Here is a 21,631-nt window from a genome sequence, read left to right as displayed (position 1 = left end):
TCCCACCGATGGTGCTGGCTGACCGGGTGTGTAAGAGCTTCGGCGCGCTGCAGGTGCTCAAGGGCATCTCGCTCGAGGTCCAGCGTGGGAAAGTACTGACCCTGGTCGGGCCGTCGGGCTCGGGCAAGTCGACCTTCCTGCGCTGTATCAATCACCTCGAGCAGGTGAACGCGGGCAGGCTCTACGTCGACGGCGATCTCGTCGGCTACCGGGAGAAGAACGGCAAGCTCTACGAGATGCACGAGCGCGATGCCGCGATCCAGCGTCGCGATATCGGCATGGTGTTCCAGCATTTCAACCTGTTCCCGCACCGCACGGCGCTGGAGAACGTGATCGAGGCGCCCATCCAGGTGCGCGGGATCCGTAAGTCCGAGGCCGTCGCCAGGGCCGAGGAGCTGCTCGAGCGGGTCGGGCTCTCGGCCAAGCGCAACGCCTACCCGGCGCAGCTGTCCGGTGGTCAGCAGCAGCGCGTCGCCATCGCGCGAGCGCTGGCGATGGATCCCAAGCTGATGCTGTTCGACGAGCCGACCTCGGCCTTGGACCCCGAGCTGGTCGGTGAGGTGCTCGCGGTGATGCGGGAGCTGGCCGATTCGGGCATGACCATGCTGGTGGTGACCCACGAGATGGGCTTCGCCCGCGAGGTCGCCGACGAACTGGTGTTCATGGATGCCGGTGTGGTGGTGGAATCGGGCCCGCCGCGTGAGCTGCTGGCCAACCCGCAACACGAGCGGACACAGGCTTTCCTGTCACGTCTGCTCTGAGAGACGACACAGCGGCCCCGCGGATTCTCGCGGGGCCGCTGTGCGTTACGGGGTTTCTGGGTTCTTCAGGCGTTCCAGGGAGACCTGGGCCTGGGCGATGCGGCGGATGGCGGCCAGTGCGGTGTCGCCCAGGACGGTCAGTACGACGACCGCGTCGATGATGTCGTCGCGCCCGCCCGCGGACAGGGCGGCCGCTACGTCGGTTTCCGCGACTGCCCGCGAGCTGTCGAAATAGGTGGGCAGGGTGGTGGTGGCCCAGTCCCGGTAGCCGAGTTGCGCGAGTCGGACGATCACTCCGGTGAGCGTGTCGACGGCCGGCGGGCTGGGTTTCATGTCCCAGCCGCGTCGGTCCATCTCCGCGCGCACGGCCTCGTAGGCGCGATCCCATTCGACGTCATGGGCGGCGGGGACCGGGGTGGACAGGCTGTCCTGCGCCACGCCGAGCACATGAAACAGCGGCATGTCGGGGGAGTCGATCGCGGCGAGCACATCGGAGACGGTGGCGACCGGTATCCCGCCCACCTCGATCAACGCGCGGATCAGGCGGAGTCGGCGCAGGTGGTCTTCGCCGTAGCTGGCCTGGTTGGGGCTGGTGCGTTCACCCGGCGGCAGCAGTCCCTCGCGCAGGTAGTACTTGATGGTCGCCACCGCGATGCCACTGCGATCACTCAACTCCGAGATTCGCACTCTTACCTCCGTGTTGTTCCTACCCCTTGCCTACGTCACCCATAGCGGATAGTCTAGCTATCCATAACGGATAGTATAGCTATCTATCTCTGGGAGATTCGAATGTCAGTCCTGACCGTCCCCTCGCTGCCCCGCCCCAACGCCCCCCTGCACCGCCCGCTGATGTATTTCGCCGCCGTCAATGCCGCGCTCGTCGTGGTCGGCCTGATCGGGATGCTGGTCGACGACCGGGTGATCGCCGGGTCGGCGGCCTGGTTCAAGCCGACCAAGTTCGCGATCTCGTTCGTGTTCTACGGCGTGGCGCTGGCATGGTTGATGTCGTTGCGGCCCAACCCTTCTCGGCTCGCGTCGCGAATGGCCACCGTGATCGTGGTCGCCGGGGTGATCGAACAGGCGATCATCTTCGGGCAGGTGATCCGCGGGACCCGCAGCCACTACAACATGACCACCGCCCTGGACGGCACCCTCTGGGTGATCATGGGGTCCACCATCGTCATCCTGTTCCTGGCAACCCTGGTGATCGGGATCGGCTTGATGCGCGCACGCCTCGGCGACGCCTCGATCACCTGGTCGATTCGTTGCGGCATCGCGATCACCTTGGTCGGGCTGGCGCTGGGAAATCTGATGCCCCAGCGGGAATCCGGCGTCGAGGGCATCGCGGGCGCACACACGGTCGGAGCTCCCGACGGCACGCCCGGCATGCCGCTCACGGGGTGGAGCACCACCGATGGTGACCTGCGCATTCCACACTTCTTCGGCATGCACGCGCTCCAGGCGCTGCCGTTGCTCGCGGCACTGCTGGTGGTGCTGGCGCCACGGATCCCGTTGCTGCGGTCGGTGCGCGTTCGGCTCGGCCTGATCATCACCGCGTCTGCCGGGTACGCGGCGGTGCTCGCGCTGGTCACCTGGCAGGCGTTGCGGGGGCAGCCGTTGATCCACCCCGATCAGGCCACGCTGACTGCCGCGGCCGCGATCGTCACCGGAGTAGTTGTCGGAGCAATGATTTCGGTCGCGAGCGCGGCCGGTACCCGAAAGGTGGTTACTGCATGAGCACGTTGTTCGACCTGTCGTTCTGGGTCACGGTGCCGTTCTGGGCGCTGATGATCTTCGCCCCGACGTGGCGCTGGACCCGCACGATCATCTCCGCACCGTGGATTGTGCTGGTGCCCTTGGTGGTGTGGGCGATCGTCGCGATGCCGGTGCTGGGTGCGATGTGGTCGCTGGTGACATCGCCGTCCCTGGCCGCCATCACCGAGGCCGCCGCCGACCCCGCCGTGCTCACCGCGCTGTGGGCGCAGATCATCGCGTGGGACCTGTTCCTCGGCCGCTGGATCTACCTCGACAGTCGCGAGCGCAACGTCCACCCGTTGCTGATGGGCCCACTGCTGGTCGGCACGATTCTGTTGTCGCCCATCGCCTTTCCGATCTACCTGCTGGTCCGTGCGGTCGCCCGACGCGATAGTTCGCCGGTGCCGCGGGCGAGCGCGGTCAGCGCGTAGTGCCGTCTGCCGGACTCCGAGGAGTCCGGCAGACGTGGTTCACGTGCGGCGGGTGAGCACTACCCGGTCGGCGAGGCGCTCCGGTTCGCCGGGCGGGGTGAAGTAGAGCTCCATGACCGTCCGGTTCGGAGACTCCAGCTCGAGCAGCGCCGCCGCGGCAGCGGTGCGTCACGGTGTGGTGCGCGTGTGCCCTCAGCTTTCGTCGAAAGTGGTCGCGCGGGAGACCTTTTCCCACGCGAGGACGTCATCGCGGACGGCATCGAGGTGGCCCAGGACCGCGTCGACGGAATCGCCGCCCAGCGGCAGCCGCAGCGGCGACTTCTCGGCGGACAGGGCGACGCGGATGGCGGCGGCGGCCTTGGCCGGGTCGCCGGGCTGGGTGCCGTCGCCGCCCTCGACCATGCGGCGGGTGGCGCCCGCGGTGTCGGCGTAAACGTCGGACTCGGGACTGAACGCAGCGGCTCCGGGGCCGAACAGTCCCGTACGGAAGGCGCCGGGTTCGACGATCAGTACTTTGATGCCGAACGGCGCCACCTCTTCGGCGAGTGCCTCCGACAACCCTTCCAGCGCGAACTTCGTGGCGCTGTACGCGGAGAACCCCGCGAAGGACAGCTGCCCGCCGACACTGCTCATCTGCACGATCGCACCGCCGCGCTGGGCGCGCATGTGGGGCAGCACCGCACGGGTGAGGGCGGCGGGGCCGAACAGGTGCAGGTCGAACAGTCCGCGCAATTCGGCCTCGGTGGTTTCCTCGACCGCGCCGACATGGGTGCGACCGGCATTGTTGACCAGCACATCGATGCGGCCGTGGCGGGCGACGACATCGGCGACGACCTCGTCGATGCGAGCGGTATCGGTGACGTCGAGCGCGATCGTCTCGAGCTGATCGGGATGCGCGGCGACCAGATCGTCGAGGGCGGCGGTGCGGCGAGCGACGGCGATCACGATATCGCCCGCGTCGACGGCGTCCTGTGCGATGGCGCGGCCGAACCCGCTGCTCGCGCCGGTGACCAGCCAGATCTTCGGAATGCTCATCAGGTTCTCCTGTGTCCGTTGATGTTTCGTGAGCAATACTTCCGCCCGGACGAGATGGAAGTCCAAGATCCTTTGTGATAACCAGGAGTTATGGATGTCCACGGACGCGACCTGCGGTACTTCGTCGCGGTGGCCGACCGCCTGAGCTTCACCGCCGCCGCGGAGGTGCTGTACATCTCGCAGCCCGCGCTCAGCAAACAGATCCGCAGACTCGAAAGTCACCTCGGTGCGGCACTGTTCGTGCGTGATTCCCGCTCGGTCACCCTCACCCCGGTCGGCGCGGCGCTGCTGCCGCACGCGCTGCGCCTCCTCGCGACCTGGGAAACCGCCGAGGCCGCGGTGGAGTCGGCGAAAGCCACCGAGGAGGCCGCGCTGGCCATCGGCATCAGCACCAGTTCTGGTCGAGGCATCCTGCCGGCCGTGCGCTCCCGATTCAGCACCGCGTTTCCACACGCGAAACCGGTGCTGCGCCTGGTCGGTTGGGACGACCCGACCGCCGGCCTGGCCGACGGCGCCAGCGACGTGGCCTTCGTCTGGCTGCCGCTGCCCGACAGCGACCGCTACCGCTGGCTGGTGGTCGCGACCGAACCGCGGCTGGTGGCCCTTCCGCAGTCGCACCACCTCGCCGCGCGCGACCGGATCGAGTTCGCCGACCTGCTCGACGAGCCTTTCCTCGCGTTGCCCCGCTCGGCGGGCCCCCTGCGCGACTATTGGCTCGCCGTCGACGAACGCGCCGGGCGACCGGCGATCATCGGCGCCGAGGTGTCGAGCACCGAAGAGACCTACGAGGCACTCGTGAACCTCGACGGCATCGTCCTGCTCGCCACCGGCAACGCCGCGCTGGTCGCCCACGACGGCGTGGTGACCAGGCCGGTCACCGGCGTGAGTCCCTGCGAACTCGCCCTGGCCTGGCGACGTGACGACAACCGTCCACTCGTCGCCGGCTATGTAGAAGCGTGCGTGCTGGCCACCGCGCGGTGACGCGGCTCTACAACGGCATCAGGCGGTGTTTGCGCGGTGCCTGCTCGATGTGTTTGTCGCCGAGCAGGCGCAGCGCTTTGCGGATTTCCAGCCGGGTAGTGGACGGTTCGATGACCGCGTCGATATAGCCGCGTTCGGCGGCGATCCACGGGGTGGCGACGGCGGCGTTGTAGAAGTCGACCATCTGCTGACGTACGGCCGGTCGGTCTGCCTCGGGGACGGCGGCCAGCTGTTTGCGCTGGGTCAGGCCCACGGCGGCTTCGGCGCCCATCACGGCGATCCGGGCCGTCGGCCACGCCAGGTTGATGTCGCCGCCGAGCTGCTTGCACCCCATCACCGCGTAGCCGCCGCCGTAGGCCTTGCGGACCACGACGGTGACGATCGGAACGGTGGCCTCGACGACCGCGTAGAAGAAGCGCCCGCCGCGTTTGATGACGCCGATCTTCTCCTCCTCCACACCCGGCAGCACGCCCGGGGTGTCGACGATGAACACCAGCGGAATGTCGAACGCGTCGCACAGGCGGATGAAGTGCGCGGCTTTGTCCGACCCGCGCGCGTCGATCGCGCCGCTGGCCACCAGCGGCTGATTGGCGACTACACCGACGCTGCGCCCGTCGACCCGGGCGAATCCGGTGATCAGATTGCGGGCGGCGCCGTCGCCGATCTCGTGGAACTCCCCGTCGTCGAAGATCCGGAGCAGGATCTCGTACATGTCGTAGCCCCGGCGATCGGAATCCGGTATCAGCGAATCGAGTTCGCGGTCGGAGTCCGTGATCGCCGGCTCCAGACCGGGATTGATCAGGGGAGCACGCTCGTAGCAGTTCGACGGCATGAAGCTCAGATACGTTCGTGCCCACTCGAAAGCGGCCTTCTCGTCCGCCGCCACGTGATGGATGTTGCCGTTGTGCGCCTGGTTGAACGCGCCACCGAGCTCGTCGAGGGTCACTTCCTCGCCGGTGGTCTCGCGGATGATCTCGGGACCGGTCACGAACATGTACGCCGACTCGGTCGCGATCAGCACATCGGTGTTGATCGGCGAATACACCGCGCCCGCAGCACATTTGCCCAGCATCACCGACACCTGCGGCACCACCCCGGACAGCCGGGTCTGGCGCCTGCTCATCTCCGCGTACCAGGCCAGCGAGGTGACCGCGTCCTGCACCCGGGCGCCGCCGGAGTCGTTGATCGCCACGAACGGGCAGGCGATATCGGCCGCGAGATCCATCGCCATCGCGACCTTGCGTCCGAACATCTCACCCACCGATCCACCGAACACGGTCTGGTCGTGGGCGATCACCACCACCGGGCGCCCGTCGATCCTGCCGTGCCCGGTGACCACACCGTCGCCGTAGAGTCCGTCGGCCGCGCCTGGTTGCTTCACCAGCGCCCCGATTTCGGTGAAACTGCCCTGGTCGAGAAGTATTTCGATGCGTTCGCGTGGACCGGGGATTCCTTTCGCCGCACGCTTGGCTATCCCCGCATCCCCCGCGGGTTCCCGCGCCGCCCTCAGATTGTCCCGCAGCTCTTGCAGTTTCGCAGCAGTAGTCGACTCCACCACGCACGCCCTTCCTCGTCCTGGTCGAGCTCTCCTTCATCGGTTAGCCAAAGCGTAGCGCTGACGTCCGCGCCGATATCAGCGGCACGGCGGACCGATCATTGACGAATCACGCGTCGTACCGTGGGTGGGGTGAACAAGCCGACCCGATACGGAGCGATCGCCTTCTCCTCGGCCACCGAGCGCCGCCAGCGCAGCGGTGGTGGTTTCACCGTCCACGGCAGGCGGATGGCCGACGGCGCCGACATCGGCGAGCCCGAAGAACTGGAGCCCCAAGTGGCGGGCCTGATCCGGCAGGCCGACTCGTTCTACCTCGCTACCGTCACCGGATCCGGCTGGCCCTACATCCAACATCGCGGCGGCCCACAAGGTTTCGTGCACGTACTCGACTCGTCGACGATCGCGTGGGCCGAGTACGCGGGTAACAACCAGTTCGTCACTGTGGGCAATCTCGACATCGACGATCGGGTGTCCCTGTTCTTCATCGATTACCCGACGCGCACCAGGGTCAAGATCTTCGGTCGGGTCGAGGTCGTCGAACGCGCCGACGATCCCGGCCTGCTCGACCGCCTCCTGACCACGTCGGCGGGCCCGATCGACGCACGCTCGGACCGGGCGTTCGTGGTGCGGGTCGAGGCGTTCGACCGGAACTGCACCAAGAACATCACCCCGCGCTACCGCACCGAGTGGATCCAGGACTACCTGCGCGCGGGCCGCGCTCCTCTCGAAGCCGAAATCGAGCGTCTACAACACCGCAACGCCGAACTCGAAGCCGAAATCGCCCGCCTGAAGTCTTCCCCCTGACCGTCCGTGCCTATCGATCGCCGGCAGCGGTGTGGCCGCCGAAGGCGATCCGTAGTTGCCCGAGCAGCACCTTCGCCGCCGGGCCGGGCGGGGGATCGGTGCGCCAGGCCAGGGCCAGCCGGCCGTGGATGGTGGGGTCGACGATGTCGAGGGATCGGACGCCGAAGGCGTCAGCTTCGGCGGTGGTGAGGGCTGGGACGATGGCGGTTCCCAGCCCGCGTGCGGCAAGGTCGAGGAGCAGCGGGGGAGCGGCGGCTTCGAAGGCGATGTTCGGGGTGAAACCGGCGGCGGCGCAGGAGCGTTCGAATACCCCGCGAAGGCCGGTGCCCCGGGTGAGACAGATGAGGCGGCGATCGGCGAGGGCTCCCAAGGTGATGGAGCCCGCCGATTCGGCGGGGCCGATGGGCGCATCGTGGGCGACGGCGGCGACGAGCGCGGTCTCCAGGATCACCTCGAGTCCGATGCCGGAATCTATTGGCGCGCCGGTCAATCCGGTCAACGCGATGTCGAGTTCACCGTGTTCGACGGCGGCGAGCATCCTTTCCGCGGTGTCCTCGGTGAGGCTGATCCCGGCCTGCGGATGATCGTGGTGGAAATCGGCGAGGACGCCCGCGACATCGAAGACCTCCGACGCTGCCCCGGAGATCATGCCGAGCCGGACCTGACCCCGCAGCAATCCGGTGAACTCCCCGACCGTGTCGCCGATCCGGTCGGCGGCGGCCAGGGCGGCGCGGGCGTGTGTGAGCACCGCGGCGCCGACGTCGGTCAGTGTCACCGTGCGCGCACCGCGGTCGAGCAGACGCTGCCCGAGTTCGCGTTCGAGTTGGCGGATCTGGGTGCTGAGGCCGGGCTGGGACAAGTGCAGCCGTTCGGCGGCCTTGGTGAACCCGCCCTCGTCGACGACCGTCACGAAGTAGCGCAGCTGACGCAGTTCCATAACTATTGATTATAGGTAATAGAAGATCTATCTCTTGTACTTATTCATCTTCGGCGAGCAGAGTCGAAGACATGACCGATATCGCAACGAAGTTCACTGGTCCTGTCTTCACTCCGGACGACCCCGGGTACGCCGAGGAGATCGCCGGCTTCCAAACCGCCTACACCCACCGTCCGGCGTTCGTGGTCGGCGCCCAGCACGGCCAGGACGTGCGCGCCGCCGTGGAATTCGCCGCACGGCGCGGGCTGTCGGTGGCCGTGCAGGCGACCGGACACGGTCTGTCGGTAGCCACCGACGGCGGGGTGCTCATCACGACCGGACGCATGGACGCCATCACCGTCGACCCGCAGGCTCGTACCGCTCACATCGGGGCCGGGGTGCGGGCGGGCGCGTTGGTCGAGGCGGCCGCGCGGTACGGGCTGGCGCCGTTGAACGGGTCGTCGCCGTCGGTGGGCGTCGTCGGGTATGTGCTCGGCGGCGGGCTCGGATTGCTGGCCCGTGAATTCGGTTATGCCGCAGATCATGTGCGCCGCGTCGAACTGGTGACCGCCGACGGCAGGATGCGCTCGCTCGGCCCGGACGACGAGTTGTTCGGGGCGGTACTGGGCTCCGGCGGGAACTTCGGCGTCGTGACCGGTCTCGAACTCGATCTCGTGCCCGTCGCCGAAATCTATGGTGGTCAGCTGGTTTTCGACGCGCCCCTGGTCGACGCGGCGCTGGAGGCATGGCGCACCTGGACCGAGACCGTACCGAGCGCGCTCACCTCCACGATCGCGCTGGTGACCTATCCCGACATCCCGCCCGTGCCGGAATCCTTGCGAGGCCGCCACGTCGCTTCGATCCGAATCGCCTTCGACGGGCCGGACGAGGAGGGGCAACGGTGGGTCGCGCCGTTGCGGCGGATCGGACCTCGACTGCACGAGGACCTGCGCACGATGCCCTACGCCGAATCACACACCATCCACAGTGACCCGCCTTTTCCGCACGCCTACGCCGCGACCAACGCGCTGCTCTCGGAGCTGACCCCGCAGGGTCTGTCCGCGCTGCGCGCGTTGACGGCCCCGGGGGGATCGGTCGACGCGGTCATCGACATCCGCCATCTCGGTGCGGCCCTGCGCCACGGTGGCCCGGCCTCGATCGATCATCGCGATGCGGAGTACATCGTGCGGGTGATCACCGGCCCCGGCGAGGGTGACTCCGCACCCGAAGGGCTTGCGAAGGTGCGAGAAGCATTGGCGCCGTGGACGATCGGGCACAGTCTCGCGTTCCTCTACGGTGCGGGCGGCGCGGCGGACGAGGCCCAGACCGCGGCAGGCTACTCCCCGGATACCTACCGCTGGCTGGCGGCGGCGAAAGCGAAGTACGACCCGCGAAACATGTTCCGCGCCAACCGCAATATCGCCCCCGGTTCCTAGCGCCGCTTGCTCGGCCTCTCGATATCTACTATCTTAGTGATATCACTCAGATATCGGGAGGATGTCATGGAGCTGCGGTCCGCATTCCGCGTCAATGGATTCGTCGTCGTGCTGGGGTGGCTGGTGTTCACCCTGTTGTTCGGGGCCGCCGCCGTTCTCGCGTTCATCGCCGCCACCCAGCACAACGGTGGCGCACTGGCCTGGATCGGCGCGGTGGCCGCCGTCGTCGTGATCCTGGTCGTCTGGTTGCTCGCCACCGGGCTGATCATCGTCAACCCCAACGAGGCCAAGGTCGTCACCTTCTTCGGCCGTTACATCGGCTCGGTGAGCGAGCCCGGGTTCTTTTCCGTGGTCCCGCTCACCGACCGCAAGTCCATCTCGCTGCGCGTGCGTAACTTCGAGACCCAGAAGCTCAAGGTCAACGACGCCGACGGCAACCCCGTCGAGATCGCGGCGGTCGTCGTGTACAAGGTGGTCGACAGCTTCAAGGCCGCCTTCGCCGTCGACGACTACGAGGAGTACGTCGAGACCCAGTCCGAGGCGGCGGTGCGCCACCTCGCCACCACCCACCCCTACGACGCCCACGACGACTCCCGCACCAGCCTTCGCGACGGGGCCGAAGTCGCCGAGGAACTCACCGTCGAATTGCGGGAACGCACCCTCACCGCCGGCATCGAGGTGATCGAGGCCCGTATCACCCACCTCGCCTACGCCCCCGAGATCGCCCAGGCCATGCTGGTCCGCCAACAGGCCGCCCAGGTCGTCGCCGCCCGTACCCAGATCGTCGAAGGCGCCGTCGGCATGGTCGCTCTCGCCCTCGACCGCCTCGCCGAACAGGGCACCGTCGAACTCGACGAGGAGCGCAAGGCCAACATGGTCTCCAACCTGCTCGTCGTCCTGTGCGGCGACCGGGCCACCCAGCCGGTGGTCAACACCGGATCCCTCTACTCCTGAGCCGCCCGATGACCCAGCCGAAGAAGGACCCCAAAAAGATCCTGCTACGGCTCGACCCGGCCGTCCACGAGGCAATAGCCAAGTGGGCGGCCGACGACCTGCGCAGCATAAACTCCCAAATCGAATACGCCCTCCGCCTTGCCCTCGACCGAGCAGGCCGAAAGCCGCGTTGAGCAACCTCGCGTTAAGCCTTGTGACACAATCGAATCCAGCATTCAGAGGGAAATTCGAGGATCGTTTACAGCGGTGCTCGACTGAACTACGGGGGTTGGATGTCGAAAGAGCTCGTCTATGTCGAGGTATTGACCGGCTCGGGGAGTTTGCTGACAGAGCGGCTCACCCGCGATCTCGCCCGACATCTGGCAGGACACGAGGTCGAGGTTCGTTTCGCCGAAGCGATTGAGCCGCTCGCGCGACACAAAGGTGCGGTTGGGGACGCGCTGGTGCTGGTTGTGGGCGTCGCCTCCTCAGCGGGAACAGCCACGGCGGTCACGACGATCGTCAAGGAATGGTGCCGACGAGACCGTCACCGGCGGGTCGAAATGCGGTTGCCGGACCGGGTGCTCGTGATCGACGGCAACCCGGACGATCAGCTTGCGATCATCGAGAAGTTCGTCGAAACGGCGGTGCCGGTCCACCAGGCCGCAGCTGATTCCGGCTCGGGCGAGGACCAGGCGGTGTCATCGTGAGTCGGCTGGCCCGTCGTCGCGCGTTGTTGATCGGTAACGAGAGCTACACCCACCCGGGCTTCGCGCCGTTGCCGTCGGTGCGCACCGACCTGACCATGGTGGAAGAGGTGCTGCGCGACCGCCGCGTTGGAGCCTTCTCCGATGTCGAGTCGTTGATCGACTTGACCACCGACCAGATGCGAACGGCAGTAGACGAATTCGTCGCCGACAGCAGAGAAGACGAGTTGATGGTCTTCTACTTCTCGGGACACGGGGCGCGAAGCGTTCGGTCCGACGGCGAATTCCATTTCATCGGCACCGACTCCGACCCGGATCGGTTGGGCGAGACCAGCATGCGCGCCGGATTCGTCAACCAGTTGCTCGAACAGTGCGTGGCACCGCAGAAGGTGGTGATCATCGACAGCTGCCGTAGTGGCGGGTTCTCGGTTGGCCTACGCACCTCCGATGCCGTCCCTAAGGGCGCGGTGGACGGTCACCCTGCCGCCCTGGCGAGCCGAGGTGTCTACGTGGTGTCGTCCTCGCGGGCAGGTGAGGCATCGTTCGTCGGTCGCGACGCGACACAGCCGTCGGTGTTCACCGGGGTGTTCGTCGAGGCGATGCGAACCGGTGCGGCGGCGGGTGGCAAGTCGGAGCTTTCGGTGGCGGCGCTGTTCGAATTTGTCAACGACCGACTTCGTCGTCAGGATGCCGGGCAGACGCCGGTGATCTCGGCATCGGGAGTGGACGGCCGCATCATTCTGGCGGCATCACCGTTGTCGCCCATCCAGCTCGACGTCGCGGCCAGCCCCAGATCGGGCGCTGAGATCGGCGCATCGCCGTCGAAGTCACTTACTCCGGACTGGAAGCGACTGCTGACCTATTACGAGACGTGTCTGCGTGCCGAGCAACTCGCCTGGTTGTCACTGGACGACCACGACACGTACGCCTGCATCCCGGGGCGCGAACGGCTGCTGGTGGGCGATCTCGACGACGATCACGCCATCGAGGTGCCGACGGAACTCGAAAAGTTCGTCGCTCAGGTCGCCGACGCGAACGAACAGCTCTGGACCGGGTATCCGGCGGTAGTCGTGCGGCCGGGTGGTCGTTCGGCGCGTGCGACCGCGACTCGCAAATTCGCTCCGCTGTTGATCCGGCGCCTCGAGCTCGGCGGGGCCGCCGACCGGCTCGTCCCGGTCGGGCCGCCCATCGTGAATCCGATTCTGCTGCAAGAATATCTGGAATCCGAGGCCGCGTCGGCGTTCAACGAGGGCTACGAACCCACCTGGCACGCGGGCGAATACACAGCGTTAGCCGCCGAGGTACGCCAGATTCTGCGCAACGAGCTCGGCGTCGTCACCGTCGATGAACCCGAGCCGGAATTTCTCGATGACTCGCTGACCGCTGCTACCGGCGCGGTCGGTGCGCGTAACGTCGCAGTGTTGTTCCGCATGTCGGCAGCCGATGGCGGTCCGAACAAGAAACTCCTCGCCGATCTCGCCGCGCTCGCGGAGCGGGTCTCGCAGATCCCGCGTACCGCGCTGGCCTGCCTCGGCCCCGCCGATGCCGTACCCGCCCCCGTGCCGGTGTCGACTCGGCGATTGGTGACGCCGCTGCCGTGCAACGAGGCCCAGGCCGAGATCATCCGCTCGGCGATGGCTCGTCCGCTGACGGTTGCGACCGGCCCGCCGGGCACCGGCAAGAGTCAGCTGGTGGTCGACCTGGTGGCCACCGCGGTGTGCGCGGGCGAAACGGTACTTGTGGCATCCACCAACAACAAAGCGGTCGACGAAGTGTGGAGTCGTTGCGAGAAGCTGATTCCTGGCACGGTGATCCGAACGGGCAGTCAGGCCTATCAGGCGAACCAACAGGCGGGTCTCGACCACCTCGCCGGTCTCCGACCCGCCGTCCAGTCGATGTCGACACTGACGGTCATGGTCGATGCCGCCACCGCCGAGCTCGACCGTCAGCGCCGCGAGCTCGCCGACCTTGCGGGAGACGAGGTGACATTGCTCGACGTCGCGGACGTCCGGGAAGCGGTTGCCGCGAAACTCGGCCTGCGTGTCGAACAGATTGCCCTGCTGTTCGAGCGCATCGATCCTGCCGCGCTCATCCGCAAAGCTGTCGCGGTACGGCGGTTCTCCCTGATCGCAGGTTGGAGGTGTCGACGACTGGTCCGTCGGCTCGGGCTGGCCGAAAGTCCGGAAACAGTTGAGCGTCAGTGCGAGCTGCTGAGCGAACTGGCCGCAGCCGAGCTCACCTGGCGCCGACTCCATGCTTCGGAGTCCGCCCGGCCCAGCGATGCCGAGCTCTTCGCACGGTTCACCCACTCGACGGACACACTGCAGACAGCCTCGACGGAACTGCTCGATGCCGTGGTGCGGTCCAACGCCGTGCGCGGGCGGCGACAGATCGACGCGCTGTTGCGGCACCAGTCCGGTCCCGATTGGCCGGCAAAACGTGCGGCGCTGGCCGGAGCTGCAGCATGGGCGGTGACGGCACAATCGGCGCGTGCCTTTCCGCTCGACGCCGCGTTGTTCGATCTGGTCGTGATCGACGAGGCGTCGCAGTGCTCCATCGCTGCGGTCCTGCCGTTGCTGTTCCGGGCGAAGCGGGCGTTGATCATCGGTGACCCGATGCAGCTGACACATATCACCACCCTGGACGGCAGAGGCGAGATCGCCGCGGCGGCGACCGCACAGATTTCAGCCGCGTGGCTCGAACGGCGGCGGATGTCGTATTTGCGACATTCCGCGTTCGAGGCGGCGGAACAGTCGTTCGGCGAGAGCCTGCTGTTGGACGAACACTTTCGGTGCCATCCCGACATCGCTGGGGTCGCCAACGACCTGTTCTACCGCGGTCAACTGACGGTGCTGACCGATGTGCGCAAGCAGAATGGCACCGACCAGGCGCCGGTCGTATGGCGCGATGTCGCCGGAATCGCGCAGCGCGGAGCTCAGAGTTCTTGGTACAACCGCGAAGAGATCGATGTTGTGCTCAGCCTGATCGCGCAACTCCAGCAGCCGGGACGATTGCCGTGTGGAACGACGATCGGTGTGGTCACGCCGTTCAAGGCGCAGTCCGACGAGATCAAACGCCGGCTCGACGGTTCCGATGGGGTCGTTGTCGGCACAGTGCACACCTTCCAAGGCGGTGAGTGCGACATCATCATCTTCTCCCTTGTGGCCTCGCCGGAAATGCCCCGCCGATCGATCGAATGGCTCGACCGGCAACCGAACCTGTGGAATGTGGCGATAACCCGCGCCCGTGCGCACCTGTTCGTCGTGGGTGACAGCCGCGTCTGGCAGTCGCGCCGCATCGGTAGCGCGCTCGCCGCTGCTGCCGAACCGGCGGCGGCGGTCGGCGAGGCTGACCCTGTGCTGAATCGACTGCACCGCTACATGATTCGCCGGGGGGCGACCGACCTCGCCTTCGGATCTCCGATGGCCGGCCACTACACCGACGCGATCGATCGGCGTCCGGACGGCTCGGTGTGGGGCGTGGTGGTCGATCGTGGTGCGGGCGCCAACGCGGCGGATCGGCATTTGCGACTGATGCTGCAACACACAGACCTGCGCAAGGTTCCGTCGCAGCGGTGGGATGCCGTCCGCGTGCCGATGTGGCGACTGCGGGAGTCGGCCGAGCACGATCCGCATGCCCACCAACGTCGGACTCGAGCTCTGCCTGACTGGCTCAGCCGACTCCGAGAACGCGGGTGAGGAGGCGTTGGCGGGTTCGGGTGTCGGATTTGGCGAGGACGGCTTTGACGTGGTCGTTGACGGTGTGTTCGGAGAGGAACAGTTCCGCGGCCAGTTCGTGGGAGTCCAGGCCGGTGGCCAGCAGCGTCAGGACCTGGGATTCCCGGGTGGAGAGGGCGTGGGCTCGGGCGAACAGGTCGAGGCGTTCGGTGGCGGTGCTCGGTTCCAGGGCCACGGCGATGTCGGGGCCGATGCGGTCGGCTTTGACGGTGAGCCAGCGGTTGCCACCCAGGTGGATGCGGGAGACGGCGGGGCCGAGCGGGACGGCGGCCTCGGTGGCGAGCAGGGCGGCGGCCGCGTTGTAGACCGAGGCGGGAACGGGGGGAATCGGTTCGTCCGGGGGGAGCAGGCGCAGGAGGGAATCCGCGGCGGCTGCCGTTTGGGAACGCACGCGCAGGGTGTCGTTGAGCAGGACGACCGCGGGGCCCAGTGACGCGAGCTGGGCGTCGGATTCGACGAAGGTGGCGCCGACGGTACGGCGCAGGCCTGCGGTGACCGGTGCTGTCAGCGTGCTCAGCTCACCGAGTTCTGCTGTGGTGAACGGGGGTTCGCTGTAGCGGAGCAGTTCGAGGAAGCCCCAGCAGCCGTAGCGGTCGGCGAAGGTGACGGTGGCGGAGTCGGTGACGCCGAGATCGTGCTGGGCGGTGCGCCAGAGCAGGGAGCGTTCCGGGTCGCCGTCGGTGGCGCCCAGCAAAGAGTGGGCGCCGGTGCCGCGCACGGTGTCCCAGCGATTGAGCGCAGTGAGATACCGGGCGCGGATCAAGTCGGGCAACAGCGCGAGATCGAGGCCGGGGACGTCGGCGAGCGGCGCCGTCGCGACCGCGGTGACGGGATCGGTGAGCGCGAAGACATGGCCGGTGAACGGGATCCTCGCGCGGATCTCGACCAGGACGAGTTCACGCAATCGTTTGGCGGAGTGCCCGGCGCGGCACAGACGGCCGATCCGGTCTGCCAAGGTGCTCGGCACGCACCCAGTCTACGGCGGAAAACCCCCAGGATCAGGGATGTTCCGGCGCCCGGAACGGGCCGACCATTGAGCTACCCATCCAGCACGACCACGGAGGTCACCATGACCGTCACCCTGCACATCGACAACACCGTTCGCGACTACGACGACTGGAAGGCCGCGTTCGATCAGTTCGAGCGTTTCCGCGCCGACAACGGCGTTCGCGCCTACCGCGTCGGCCGCGTCGAGGGCACACCACCCCGCGTCCTCATCGACCTCGATTTCGACGATCGGGCGGCCGCCGAGGCGTTCCGCGCCGCGTTGGCGACCGTGCTCGCCACCCCGCGCAGCCGCGCGATGGTGATCAGTCACGAAGCCTGGCTCGTCGACGTGGTCGACGAGCGGATTTCGGCCTGATCGACGCGCCGGGCGCCCCACGGGGACAACCGAACTCGAATCCGCCGGTAAATTGATCCGGTGCCCATCTCGTTCGACATTCCTGGAATGCAACAGTTGGACGACACGACCTGGGGGAATCCGGCCACTCGTGACGTCGTCGCGTTGACCTATGTCAACGGCACGCCCGACCTGCCCGCCCGCCTGCACGACCTGAAACGGCTGCGCAGGCGGCTGGCCGAGCACCACGCCCGGACCGGCTGCCTGATCGAGGCCTTCGTGGTGTGGGTGGACCAGTTGCCCGCCCTGCTGCGGGTGGAGAAGACCCAACTGCCGGGCCCGCACGGTGAGCTGGTTTTCGCGGCGTCGATCGTGGTGCCCAAGGACCGGTGCTCGGCGGTGTTCCAGGTGATCTGCCCCGAGACCGGGGTGCCCGGTGCGCGTGAGACCTTGATCGGCCGGCAGGTTCGGCGCGACGAGATGTGCCCACCCCACCCGTACGCGCCCGGTCTGCGCGGCCGGTTGCCCTATCTGCTGTCCGATGACGTCCGCTTCGATGTCGAATTCCCCGATCACGCGCTCACCAGGGCACGCCGCTGGGTCGCCGACACCGTGCCGAACGTGCGCGTGGACCCCTCGTTCGCCGCGCTGCCCGAGTTCTAGGGCTTCTCGGCGATGAAGATGGCGGTCCCGGGGAAGATCTGCCCGCGCAGCGGCGACCACTGACCCCATTCGCGGTCGAGCCATTCCGGCCAATCCGGTTCCACGATGTCCACCAGGTGCAGACCGGCGCCGACGATCTCGCGGACCCGGTCACCGATCGTGCGGTGGTGCTCGACATAGGTCGGCACACCGTCGCCGTCCACCTCTACATAAGGAGTGCGGTCGAAATACGGGATCGTGGCGGTCAGACCCGCTTCGCCCGGATCGTCGGGGAAGATCCAGCGCATCGGATGGTTCACCGAGAACACCCAGCGCCCGCCCGGGCGCAACACCCGAGCCACCTCGCGCATCACCAGCGCCGAATCGGCGACGAACGGCACCCCGCCGAACGCCGAGCAGGCCAGATCGAACGACGCGTCGGTAAAGGGCAGCGCCTCGGCACCCGCCTGAACCAGGGGCACGCGCGGTCCGCCCTGATCCATCGCGGCCACGCCACGCTCCAGCATCCCCTTCGACACATCGAGCCCGACCGGGAACGCGCCGTGCCCGGCCAGCCACCGCGAGCACGGCGCCGACCCGCAGCCGATCTCCAAGATCGTCTTGCCGGTCACGTCGCCGAGGAAACCCATGTCGCCCTCGTGCAGGCCCTCCGGGCACCACACGAACTCGCCGCCCGGGGAGTCGACGCCGAGGAAGTCGGCGTGGGTCTGGTGGTACTGCTCGGCGTCGGCGTCCCACCAGCGGCGATTCGCGCGCTCGCTGTCGCGCGAATCGATCTTGGTTCGGGTGGTTGCTGAGGTACCCAGCAGCGCGTTGGCCTGCGCGTGGCGTTCGTCGTCGGACACGGCCAACAGGGTATCGGCGTGGTGCGGGGGGTGGTTTGCCCGGCTCGGCGCGGGTCGCGTAGGCTGATGCACGCTGTAGAGGGACGCTGAATTTGATCAGCGGCAAGTGCGACGGTCCGTGCGATACTTTACCGGTATCCCTTCGTCGCGTCGTCGCGGTGATCTCGCAGCGTACCGAAAGATCCAATGTCCGCAACCGACCACAATCCGTCCGGAGCAAACCCACATATGCCCACCACCGTCACCTCGCCGCAGGTAGCCATTAACGACATTGGCTCCGCCGAGGATTTCCTGGCCGCCATCGACGCAACGATCAAGTACTTCAACGATGGTGACATCGTCGAAGGCACCATCGTCAAGGTCGATCGTGACGAGGTCCTGCTGGACATCGGTTACAAGACCGAAGGCGTCATCCCCTCCCGCGAGCTCTCCATCAAGCACGACGTCGACCCGAACGAGGTCGTTTCCGTGGGCGACGCGGTCGAGGCCCTGGTCCTCACGAAGGAGGACAAGGAAGGCCGCCTGATCCTGTCGAAGAAGCGGGCGCAGTACGAGCGCGCGTGGGGCACGATCGAGGAGCTCAAGGAGAAGGACGAGGCCGTCAAGGGCACCGTCATCGAGGTCGTCAAGGGCGGCCTGATCCTCGACATCGGTCTCCGCGGCTTCCTGCCCGCCTCGCTCGTCGAGATGCGTCGTGTCCGCGACCTCCAGCCGTACGTCGGCAAGGAGATCGAGGCCAAGATCATCGAGCTCGACAAGAACCGCAACAACGTGGTTCTGTCGCGTCGCGCCTGGCTCGAGCAGACCCAGTCCGAGGTCCGCAGCGAATTCCTGCACCAGCTCCAGAAGGGCCAGGTCCGCAAGGGCGTCGTGTCCTCCATCGTCAACTTCGGTGCCTTCGTGGACCTGGGTGGCGTCGACGGCCTGGTGCACGTCTCCGAGCTGTCCTGGAAGCACATCGACCACCCGTCCGAGGTTGTCGAGGTCGGCAACGAGGTCACCGTCGAGGTTCTCGACGTCGACCTGGACCGCGAGCGCGTCTCCCTGTCGCTCAAGGCGACTCAGGAAGACCCGTGGCGTCAGTTCGCCCGGACCCACGCCATCGGCCAGATCGTGCCCGGCAAGGTCACCAAGCTGGTTCCCTTCGGCGCCTTCGTGCGCGTCGAAGAGGGCATCGAGGGCCTGGTCCACATCTCCGAGCTGGCCGAGCGCCACGTCGAGGTCCCGGACCAGGTTGTGGCCGTCGGCGACGACGCCATGGTCAAGGTCATCGACATCGACCTCGAGCGTCGTCGTATCTCGCTGTCGCTGAAGCAGGCGAACGAGGACTACAACGCCGAGTTCGACCCGTCGAAGTACGGCATGGCCGACAGCTACGACGATGCGGGCAACTACATCTTCCCCGAAGGCTTCGACCCCGACACCAACGAGTGGCTCGACGGGTTCGACAAGCAGCGTGAAGAGTGGGAAGGCCGCTACGCCGAGGCCGAGCGTCGCCACAAGATGCACACTGCTCAGATGGAGAAGATGGCAGCCGACGCTGCCGCCGAGGCCGCCGCTGGTGGTCCCGTCGCGGGCAACTACTCCTCCGAGACCGGTGGCAGCGCGGCTGCGTCCACCTCCGGTCCGGCCGAGTCCACGGGCGGCTCGCTGGCCAGCGATGCCCAGCTCGCGGCTCTGCGGGAGAAGCTCAGCGGCAACGCCTGATTCACCGGTAACGGCTGAATCACCCTTTGCACTACCGAAGGCCCTGGTCCATACGGACCGGGGCCTTCGGCCTTTTCCGGTGGGTGTAGCGTGTGCGCGATTGCTCCATCCCCTACGGGAAAGGTGCTCCACTCCGATGAGTTCTGGTCCCTTCGCCGGCCTCAACCGGCGACAGTTCCTCGCGAAAGCGATGGCCGCCGGTGCGGTGGGAACGCTTGCCACCTGGGCGAATCCGATTATCGACCGAGCTTTCGCCGCCGATCCGGTGGGGATGGGCGGGCTCGGCGATATCGAGCACTTCGTCTTGCTCATGCAGGAAAACCGGTCCTTCGACCACTATTTCGGCACCCTGTCGGGGGTGCGTGGGTTCGGCGAATCCTCCGCGTCGTGGCGTCAGTACGGGTGGTCGCCCGGAATCGGGCCCACCGCAGACGGTTTCGTCGAACCGTTCCGGCTCGACACCACCCGCGGCGCCACACTGGACGGGGAGTGCATCAACGACCCCGACCACACCTGGCCGGGCATGCACAAGGCATTCAACAACGGCCGCAACGACGGCTGGATGCCGATGTCGGTGGCCTCGGTCGGGCCGGCGAACGCGCCCGCGGCGATGGGTTACTACCTGCCGGAAGACATTCCGATCCACACCGAGCTCGCGCAGGCGTTCACGCTGTGCGACAACTACCACTGCTCGGTGCTCGGCCCCACCGACCCCAATCGGCTGTACTGGATGAGCGCGAGCATCGACCCCGACGGTCTGGCGGGCGGTCCGCTGGTGGAGACGCCGACCCTGCTTCCGAAGAACGTCTACAGCTGGCGTACCTACCCGGAGAACCTGTCCGAGGGTGGGGTGCCGTGGAAGATCTACAGCAATCGCGATGTCGGCCCGGCCTCGTCGATGATCCTGGACGGCATGATGGGCTGCTTCACCCAGGCCGCCGACCCGAATTCCGAACTGGCACGACGCGGTATCGCACCGACCTACCCGAACGACTTCCAGGCCGACGTAGCCAACAACACGTTGCCCGCGGTGTCCTGGGTGGTGCCGTCGCTGCTGCACTGCGAACACCCCGCGCTGCCCGCGGCTTTCGGTGCGCTCGGGATAGTGCAGCTCCTCGATATCCTCACCTCGAATCCGGCGGTGTGGGAGAAGACGGCGCTGATCATCAGCTACGACGAGAACGGCGGCTTCTTCGACCACGTCACGCCGCCGACCCCGCCGCCCGGCACCACGGGCGAATTCCTGACGGTGCCACTGGATCGGGTGCCCGCCGCGGGCGGGATCACCGGCCCGATCGGACTGGGTTACCGGGTGCCGTGCATGGTGATCTCGCCGTACAGCCGCGGTGGGTTGGTCGCCTCGCAGACCTTCGACCACACGTCCCAATTGCGGTTGCTGGAAACCAGATTCGGTGTCGATGTGCCGAATCTGACCGCGTGGCGGCGCAGCGTCACCGGCGATATGACGTCCACGTTCGACTTTGCCGCGGCGCCTGATGCCGCGAAACCGGTGCTGCCCGACCCCCGCCACAAGGCCGACGCGGCGATCGCGCAGTGCGGTCCGAATATCGCGGCGGGCACTCTCGGACAGGGTGTGCCGTACCCGGTGCCGCCGAATGCGATGCCGGCGCAGCAGCCGGGGGCGCGGCGCGCGCCGAGCGGTCTCGTCGGCGTCTGAGCCGGGGGTGGGCTCGGCATCGCGCCGGGCCCACTGTCAGCTTGCGGCGGCGGGCGACCAGTATCCGGTGCCCATGCTCGGGCGTTTGCGCATCGCGGCGAAGCTGTGTCTGGCGGGGGAGAGCAGGGTACTGAACCAGGAGCGCCGGTACTCGGCGAGAGTCGCTGCGACAGCCGGGAATTCGATGCAGTGCACACCGCCCGGCATACCGAGGCGGTGGCGAGCCGCCCGGTGGTTCCTGGTACTCATGATCATCCTCCGGTAGTCGTGCGGCCTTCTCGCCTGCGCGGAAGATTAATCCACGCGACGCGCCCGGCCCGGGATCTTCCGCCGCTCCGGGCATGG

The 21,631-nt window shown here is 67.2% G+C and carries 21 protein-coding genes; 14 read left to right on the top strand and 7 right to left on the bottom strand.

From position 1 onward, the window contains the following. Positions 1–8: 8 nt before the first annotated feature. Positions 9–761 carry an amino acid ABC transporter ATP-binding protein gene (locus ACWFRF_RS31345; protein WP_378994290.1) on the top strand — a complete coding sequence of 251 codons (753 nt, stop codon included), beginning with the start codon at positions 9–11 and terminating at the stop codon, positions 759–761. 45 nt (positions 762–806) lie between these two features. Here the strand turns inward: ACWFRF_RS31345 and ACWFRF_RS31340 are convergent, their stop codons facing one another. After that, positions 807–1,448 carry a MerR family transcriptional regulator gene (locus tag ACWFRF_RS31340; protein ID WP_452453722.1) on the bottom strand — a complete coding sequence of 214 codons (642 nt, stop codon included), beginning with the start codon at positions 1,446–1,448 and terminating at the stop codon, positions 807–809. A gap of 102 nt (positions 1,449–1,550) precedes the next feature. Here ACWFRF_RS31340 and ACWFRF_RS31335 point away from each other — a divergent pair, with 102 nt between their 5' ends. Together ACWFRF_RS31335 and ACWFRF_RS31330 are read left to right on the top strand one after the other, a co-directional pair. Continuing rightward, positions 1,551–2,498: a hypothetical protein gene (locus ACWFRF_RS31335; protein WP_452453720.1), complete on the top strand. Its 948-nt coding sequence runs from the start codon at positions 1,551–1,553 to the stop codon at positions 2,496–2,498. Then, positions 2,495–2,947: an ABA4-like family protein gene (locus ACWFRF_RS31330; protein ID WP_379315341.1), complete on the top strand. Its 453-nt coding sequence runs from the start codon at positions 2,495–2,497 to the stop codon at positions 2,945–2,947. The genes ACWFRF_RS31335 and ACWFRF_RS31330 overlap by 4 nt, the downstream gene beginning before the upstream one ends. A gap of 192 nt (positions 2,948–3,139) precedes the next feature. Here the strand turns inward: ACWFRF_RS31330 and ACWFRF_RS31325 are convergent, their stop codons facing one another. Continuing rightward, a complete protein-coding gene (locus ACWFRF_RS31325; protein ID WP_378994074.1) occupies positions 3,140–3,982 on the bottom strand; it encodes an oxidoreductase in 843 nt (280 codons plus the stop codon). Between the two features lie 90 nt (positions 3,983–4,072). Here ACWFRF_RS31325 and ACWFRF_RS31320 point away from each other — a divergent pair, with 90 nt between their 5' ends. Continuing rightward, positions 4,073–4,963 (top strand): LysR substrate-binding domain-containing protein, encoded by an 891-nt coding sequence (locus ACWFRF_RS31320; protein WP_452453718.1) that lies wholly within the window; start codon positions 4,073–4,075, stop codon positions 4,961–4,963. A 7-nt stretch (positions 4,964–4,970) separates the two neighbouring features. Here ACWFRF_RS31320 and ACWFRF_RS31315 read toward each other — a convergent pair whose 3' ends face one another. Beyond that, positions 4,971–6,518, bottom strand: coding sequence for an acyl-CoA carboxylase subunit beta (locus ACWFRF_RS31315; RefSeq protein WP_449971076.1), 1,548 nt, complete (start codon positions 6,516–6,518; stop codon positions 4,971–4,973). 132 nt (positions 6,519–6,650) lie between these two features. On the opposite strand from ACWFRF_RS31315, the gene ACWFRF_RS31310 reads away from it, so the two are divergent. Continuing rightward, positions 6,651–7,322: a pyridoxamine 5'-phosphate oxidase family protein gene (locus ACWFRF_RS31310; RefSeq protein WP_379318114.1), complete on the top strand. Its 672-nt coding sequence runs from the start codon at positions 6,651–6,653 to the stop codon at positions 7,320–7,322. Positions 7,323–7,332: 10 nt separating this feature from the next. On the opposite strand, the gene ACWFRF_RS31305 is transcribed toward ACWFRF_RS31310, so the two are convergent. Further along, the gene (locus ACWFRF_RS31305) at positions 7,333–8,259 is read right to left on the bottom strand and encodes a LysR family transcriptional regulator (RefSeq protein ID WP_452453716.1); all 927 of its coding nucleotides are present in this window, start codon (positions 8,257–8,259) and stop codon (positions 7,333–7,335) included. A gap of 71 nt (positions 8,260–8,330) precedes the next feature. Between ACWFRF_RS31305 and ACWFRF_RS31300 the strand changes: the two genes are divergently transcribed. The 5 genes from ACWFRF_RS31300 to ACWFRF_RS31280 all read left to right on the top strand — a co-directional run bounded on the left by ACWFRF_RS31300 (position 8,331) and on the right by ACWFRF_RS31280 (position 15,012). Next, positions 8,331–9,674 (top strand): FAD-binding oxidoreductase, encoded by a 1,344-nt coding sequence (locus tag ACWFRF_RS31300; RefSeq protein ID WP_449970913.1) that lies wholly within the window; start codon positions 8,331–8,333, stop codon positions 9,672–9,674. A gap of 66 nt (positions 9,675–9,740) precedes the next feature. Further along, on the top strand, positions 9,741–10,628 hold the full coding sequence (locus ACWFRF_RS31295) for an SPFH domain-containing protein (RefSeq protein ID WP_387448091.1): 888 nt from the start codon (positions 9,741–9,743) through the stop codon (positions 10,626–10,628). 8 nt (positions 10,629–10,636) lie between these two features. Next, on the top strand, positions 10,637–10,801 hold the full coding sequence (locus tag ACWFRF_RS31290; protein ID WP_378994086.1) for a toxin-antitoxin system HicB family antitoxin: 165 nt from the start codon (positions 10,637–10,639) through the stop codon (positions 10,799–10,801). 99 nt (positions 10,802–10,900) lie between these two features. Then, positions 10,901–11,317 carry an effector-associated constant component EACC1 gene (locus ACWFRF_RS31285; protein ID WP_387448093.1) on the top strand — a complete coding sequence of 139 codons (417 nt, stop codon included), beginning with the start codon at positions 10,901–10,903 and terminating at the stop codon, positions 11,315–11,317. Next, positions 11,314–15,012 (top strand): caspase, EACC1-associated type, encoded by a 3,699-nt coding sequence (locus ACWFRF_RS31280; RefSeq protein ID WP_452453713.1) that lies wholly within the window; start codon positions 11,314–11,316, stop codon positions 15,010–15,012. The genes ACWFRF_RS31285 and ACWFRF_RS31280 overlap by 4 nt, the downstream gene beginning before the upstream one ends. Here ACWFRF_RS31280 and ACWFRF_RS31275 read toward each other — a convergent pair. Next, entirely contained in the window at positions 14,987–16,018 is a 1,032-nt protein-coding gene (locus ACWFRF_RS31275; RefSeq protein WP_452453711.1) for a helix-turn-helix transcriptional regulator, read from the bottom strand. The genes ACWFRF_RS31280 and ACWFRF_RS31275 overlap by 26 nt on opposite strands. Before the next feature lie 102 nt (positions 16,019–16,120). Between ACWFRF_RS31275 and ACWFRF_RS31270 the strand changes: the two genes are divergently transcribed. Together ACWFRF_RS31270 and ACWFRF_RS31265 are read left to right on the top strand one after the other, a co-directional pair. Then, entirely contained in the window at positions 16,121–16,414 is a 294-nt protein-coding gene (locus tag ACWFRF_RS31270; protein ID WP_379314892.1) for a hypothetical protein, read from the top strand. Positions 16,415–16,501: 87 nt separating this feature from the next. Continuing rightward, on the top strand, positions 16,502–17,056 hold the full coding sequence (locus ACWFRF_RS31265; RefSeq protein ID WP_378994098.1) for a hypothetical protein: 555 nt from the start codon (positions 16,502–16,504) through the stop codon (positions 17,054–17,056). Here ACWFRF_RS31265 and ACWFRF_RS31260 read toward each other — a convergent pair. Then, a complete protein-coding gene (locus ACWFRF_RS31260) occupies positions 17,053–17,901 on the bottom strand; it encodes a class I SAM-dependent methyltransferase (protein ID WP_378994100.1) in 849 nt (282 codons plus the stop codon). The genes ACWFRF_RS31265 and ACWFRF_RS31260 overlap by 4 nt on opposite strands. A 228-nt stretch (positions 17,902–18,129) precedes the next feature. Here ACWFRF_RS31260 and rpsA point away from each other — a divergent pair, with 228 nt between their 5' ends. Both rpsA and ACWFRF_RS31250 read left to right on the top strand, forming a co-directional pair. Then, the gene (gene rpsA, locus ACWFRF_RS31255) at positions 18,130–19,608 is read left to right on the top strand and encodes a 30S ribosomal protein S1 (protein ID WP_067457490.1); all 1,479 of its coding nucleotides are present in this window, start codon (positions 18,130–18,132) and stop codon (positions 19,606–19,608) included. A gap of 136 nt (positions 19,609–19,744) precedes the next feature. Next, positions 19,745–21,286: a phospholipase C gene (locus ACWFRF_RS31250; protein ID WP_452453708.1), complete on the top strand. Its 1,542-nt coding sequence runs from the start codon at positions 19,745–19,747 to the stop codon at positions 21,284–21,286. Between the two features lie 36 nt (positions 21,287–21,322). Here ACWFRF_RS31250 and ACWFRF_RS31245 read toward each other — a convergent pair whose 3' ends face one another. Further along, complete coding sequence (locus tag ACWFRF_RS31245; RefSeq protein ID WP_452453706.1) at positions 21,323–21,535, bottom strand: hypothetical protein; 213 nt, start codon at positions 21,533–21,535, stop codon at positions 21,323–21,325. Positions 21,536–21,631 lie beyond the last annotated feature (96 nt).

It is taken from the genome of Nocardia sp. NPDC055165 (genome assembly GCF_053606985.1).
This window is presented reverse-complemented; position numbering and strand designations above follow the sequence as displayed.

Excerpts from the sequence above, each read along its gene's own strand:
- ACWFRF_RS31345 (WP_378994290.1), top strand. The coding sequence starts at position 9 with ATGGTGCTGGCTGACCGGGTGTGTAAGAGCTTCGGCGCGCTGCAGGTG.
- ACWFRF_RS31335 (WP_452453720.1), top strand. The coding sequence starts at position 1,551 with ATGTCAGTCCTGACCGTCCCCTCGCTGCCCCGCCCCAACGCCCCCCTG.
- ACWFRF_RS31330 (WP_379315341.1), top strand. The coding sequence starts at position 2,495 with ATGAGCACGTTGTTCGACCTGTCGTTCTGGGTCACGGTGCCGTTCTGG.
- ACWFRF_RS31325 (WP_378994074.1), bottom strand. The coding sequence starts at position 3,982 with ATGAGCATTCCGAAGATCTGGCTGGTCACCGGCGCGAGCAGCGGGTTC.
- ACWFRF_RS31320 (WP_452453718.1), top strand. The coding sequence starts at position 4,073 with ATGGATGTCCACGGACGCGACCTGCGGTACTTCGTCGCGGTGGCCGAC.
- ACWFRF_RS31305 (WP_452453716.1), bottom strand. The coding sequence starts at position 8,259 with ATGGAACTGCGTCAGCTGCGCTACTTCGTGACGGTCGTCGACGAGGGC.
- ACWFRF_RS31300 (WP_449970913.1), top strand. The coding sequence starts at position 8,331 with ATGACCGATATCGCAACGAAGTTCACTGGTCCTGTCTTCACTCCGGAC.
- ACWFRF_RS31295 (WP_387448091.1), top strand. The coding sequence starts at position 9,741 with ATGGAGCTGCGGTCCGCATTCCGCGTCAATGGATTCGTCGTCGTGCTG.
- ACWFRF_RS31290 (WP_378994086.1), top strand. The coding sequence starts at position 10,637 with ATGACCCAGCCGAAGAAGGACCCCAAAAAGATCCTGCTACGGCTCGAC.
- ACWFRF_RS31285 (WP_387448093.1), top strand. The coding sequence starts at position 10,901 with ATGTCGAAAGAGCTCGTCTATGTCGAGGTATTGACCGGCTCGGGGAGT.
- ACWFRF_RS31270 (WP_379314892.1), top strand. The coding sequence starts at position 16,121 with ATGACCGTCACCCTGCACATCGACAACACCGTTCGCGACTACGACGAC.
- ACWFRF_RS31265 (WP_378994098.1), top strand. The coding sequence starts at position 16,502 with ATGCAACAGTTGGACGACACGACCTGGGGGAATCCGGCCACTCGTGAC.
- rpsA (WP_067457490.1), top strand. The coding sequence starts at position 18,130 with ATGCCCACCACCGTCACCTCGCCGCAGGTAGCCATTAACGACATTGGC.
- ACWFRF_RS31250 (WP_452453708.1), top strand. The coding sequence starts at position 19,745 with ATGAGTTCTGGTCCCTTCGCCGGCCTCAACCGGCGACAGTTCCTCGCG.
- ACWFRF_RS31245 (WP_452453706.1), bottom strand. The coding sequence starts at position 21,535 with ATGAGTACCAGGAACCACCGGGCGGCTCGCCACCGCCTCGGTATGCCG.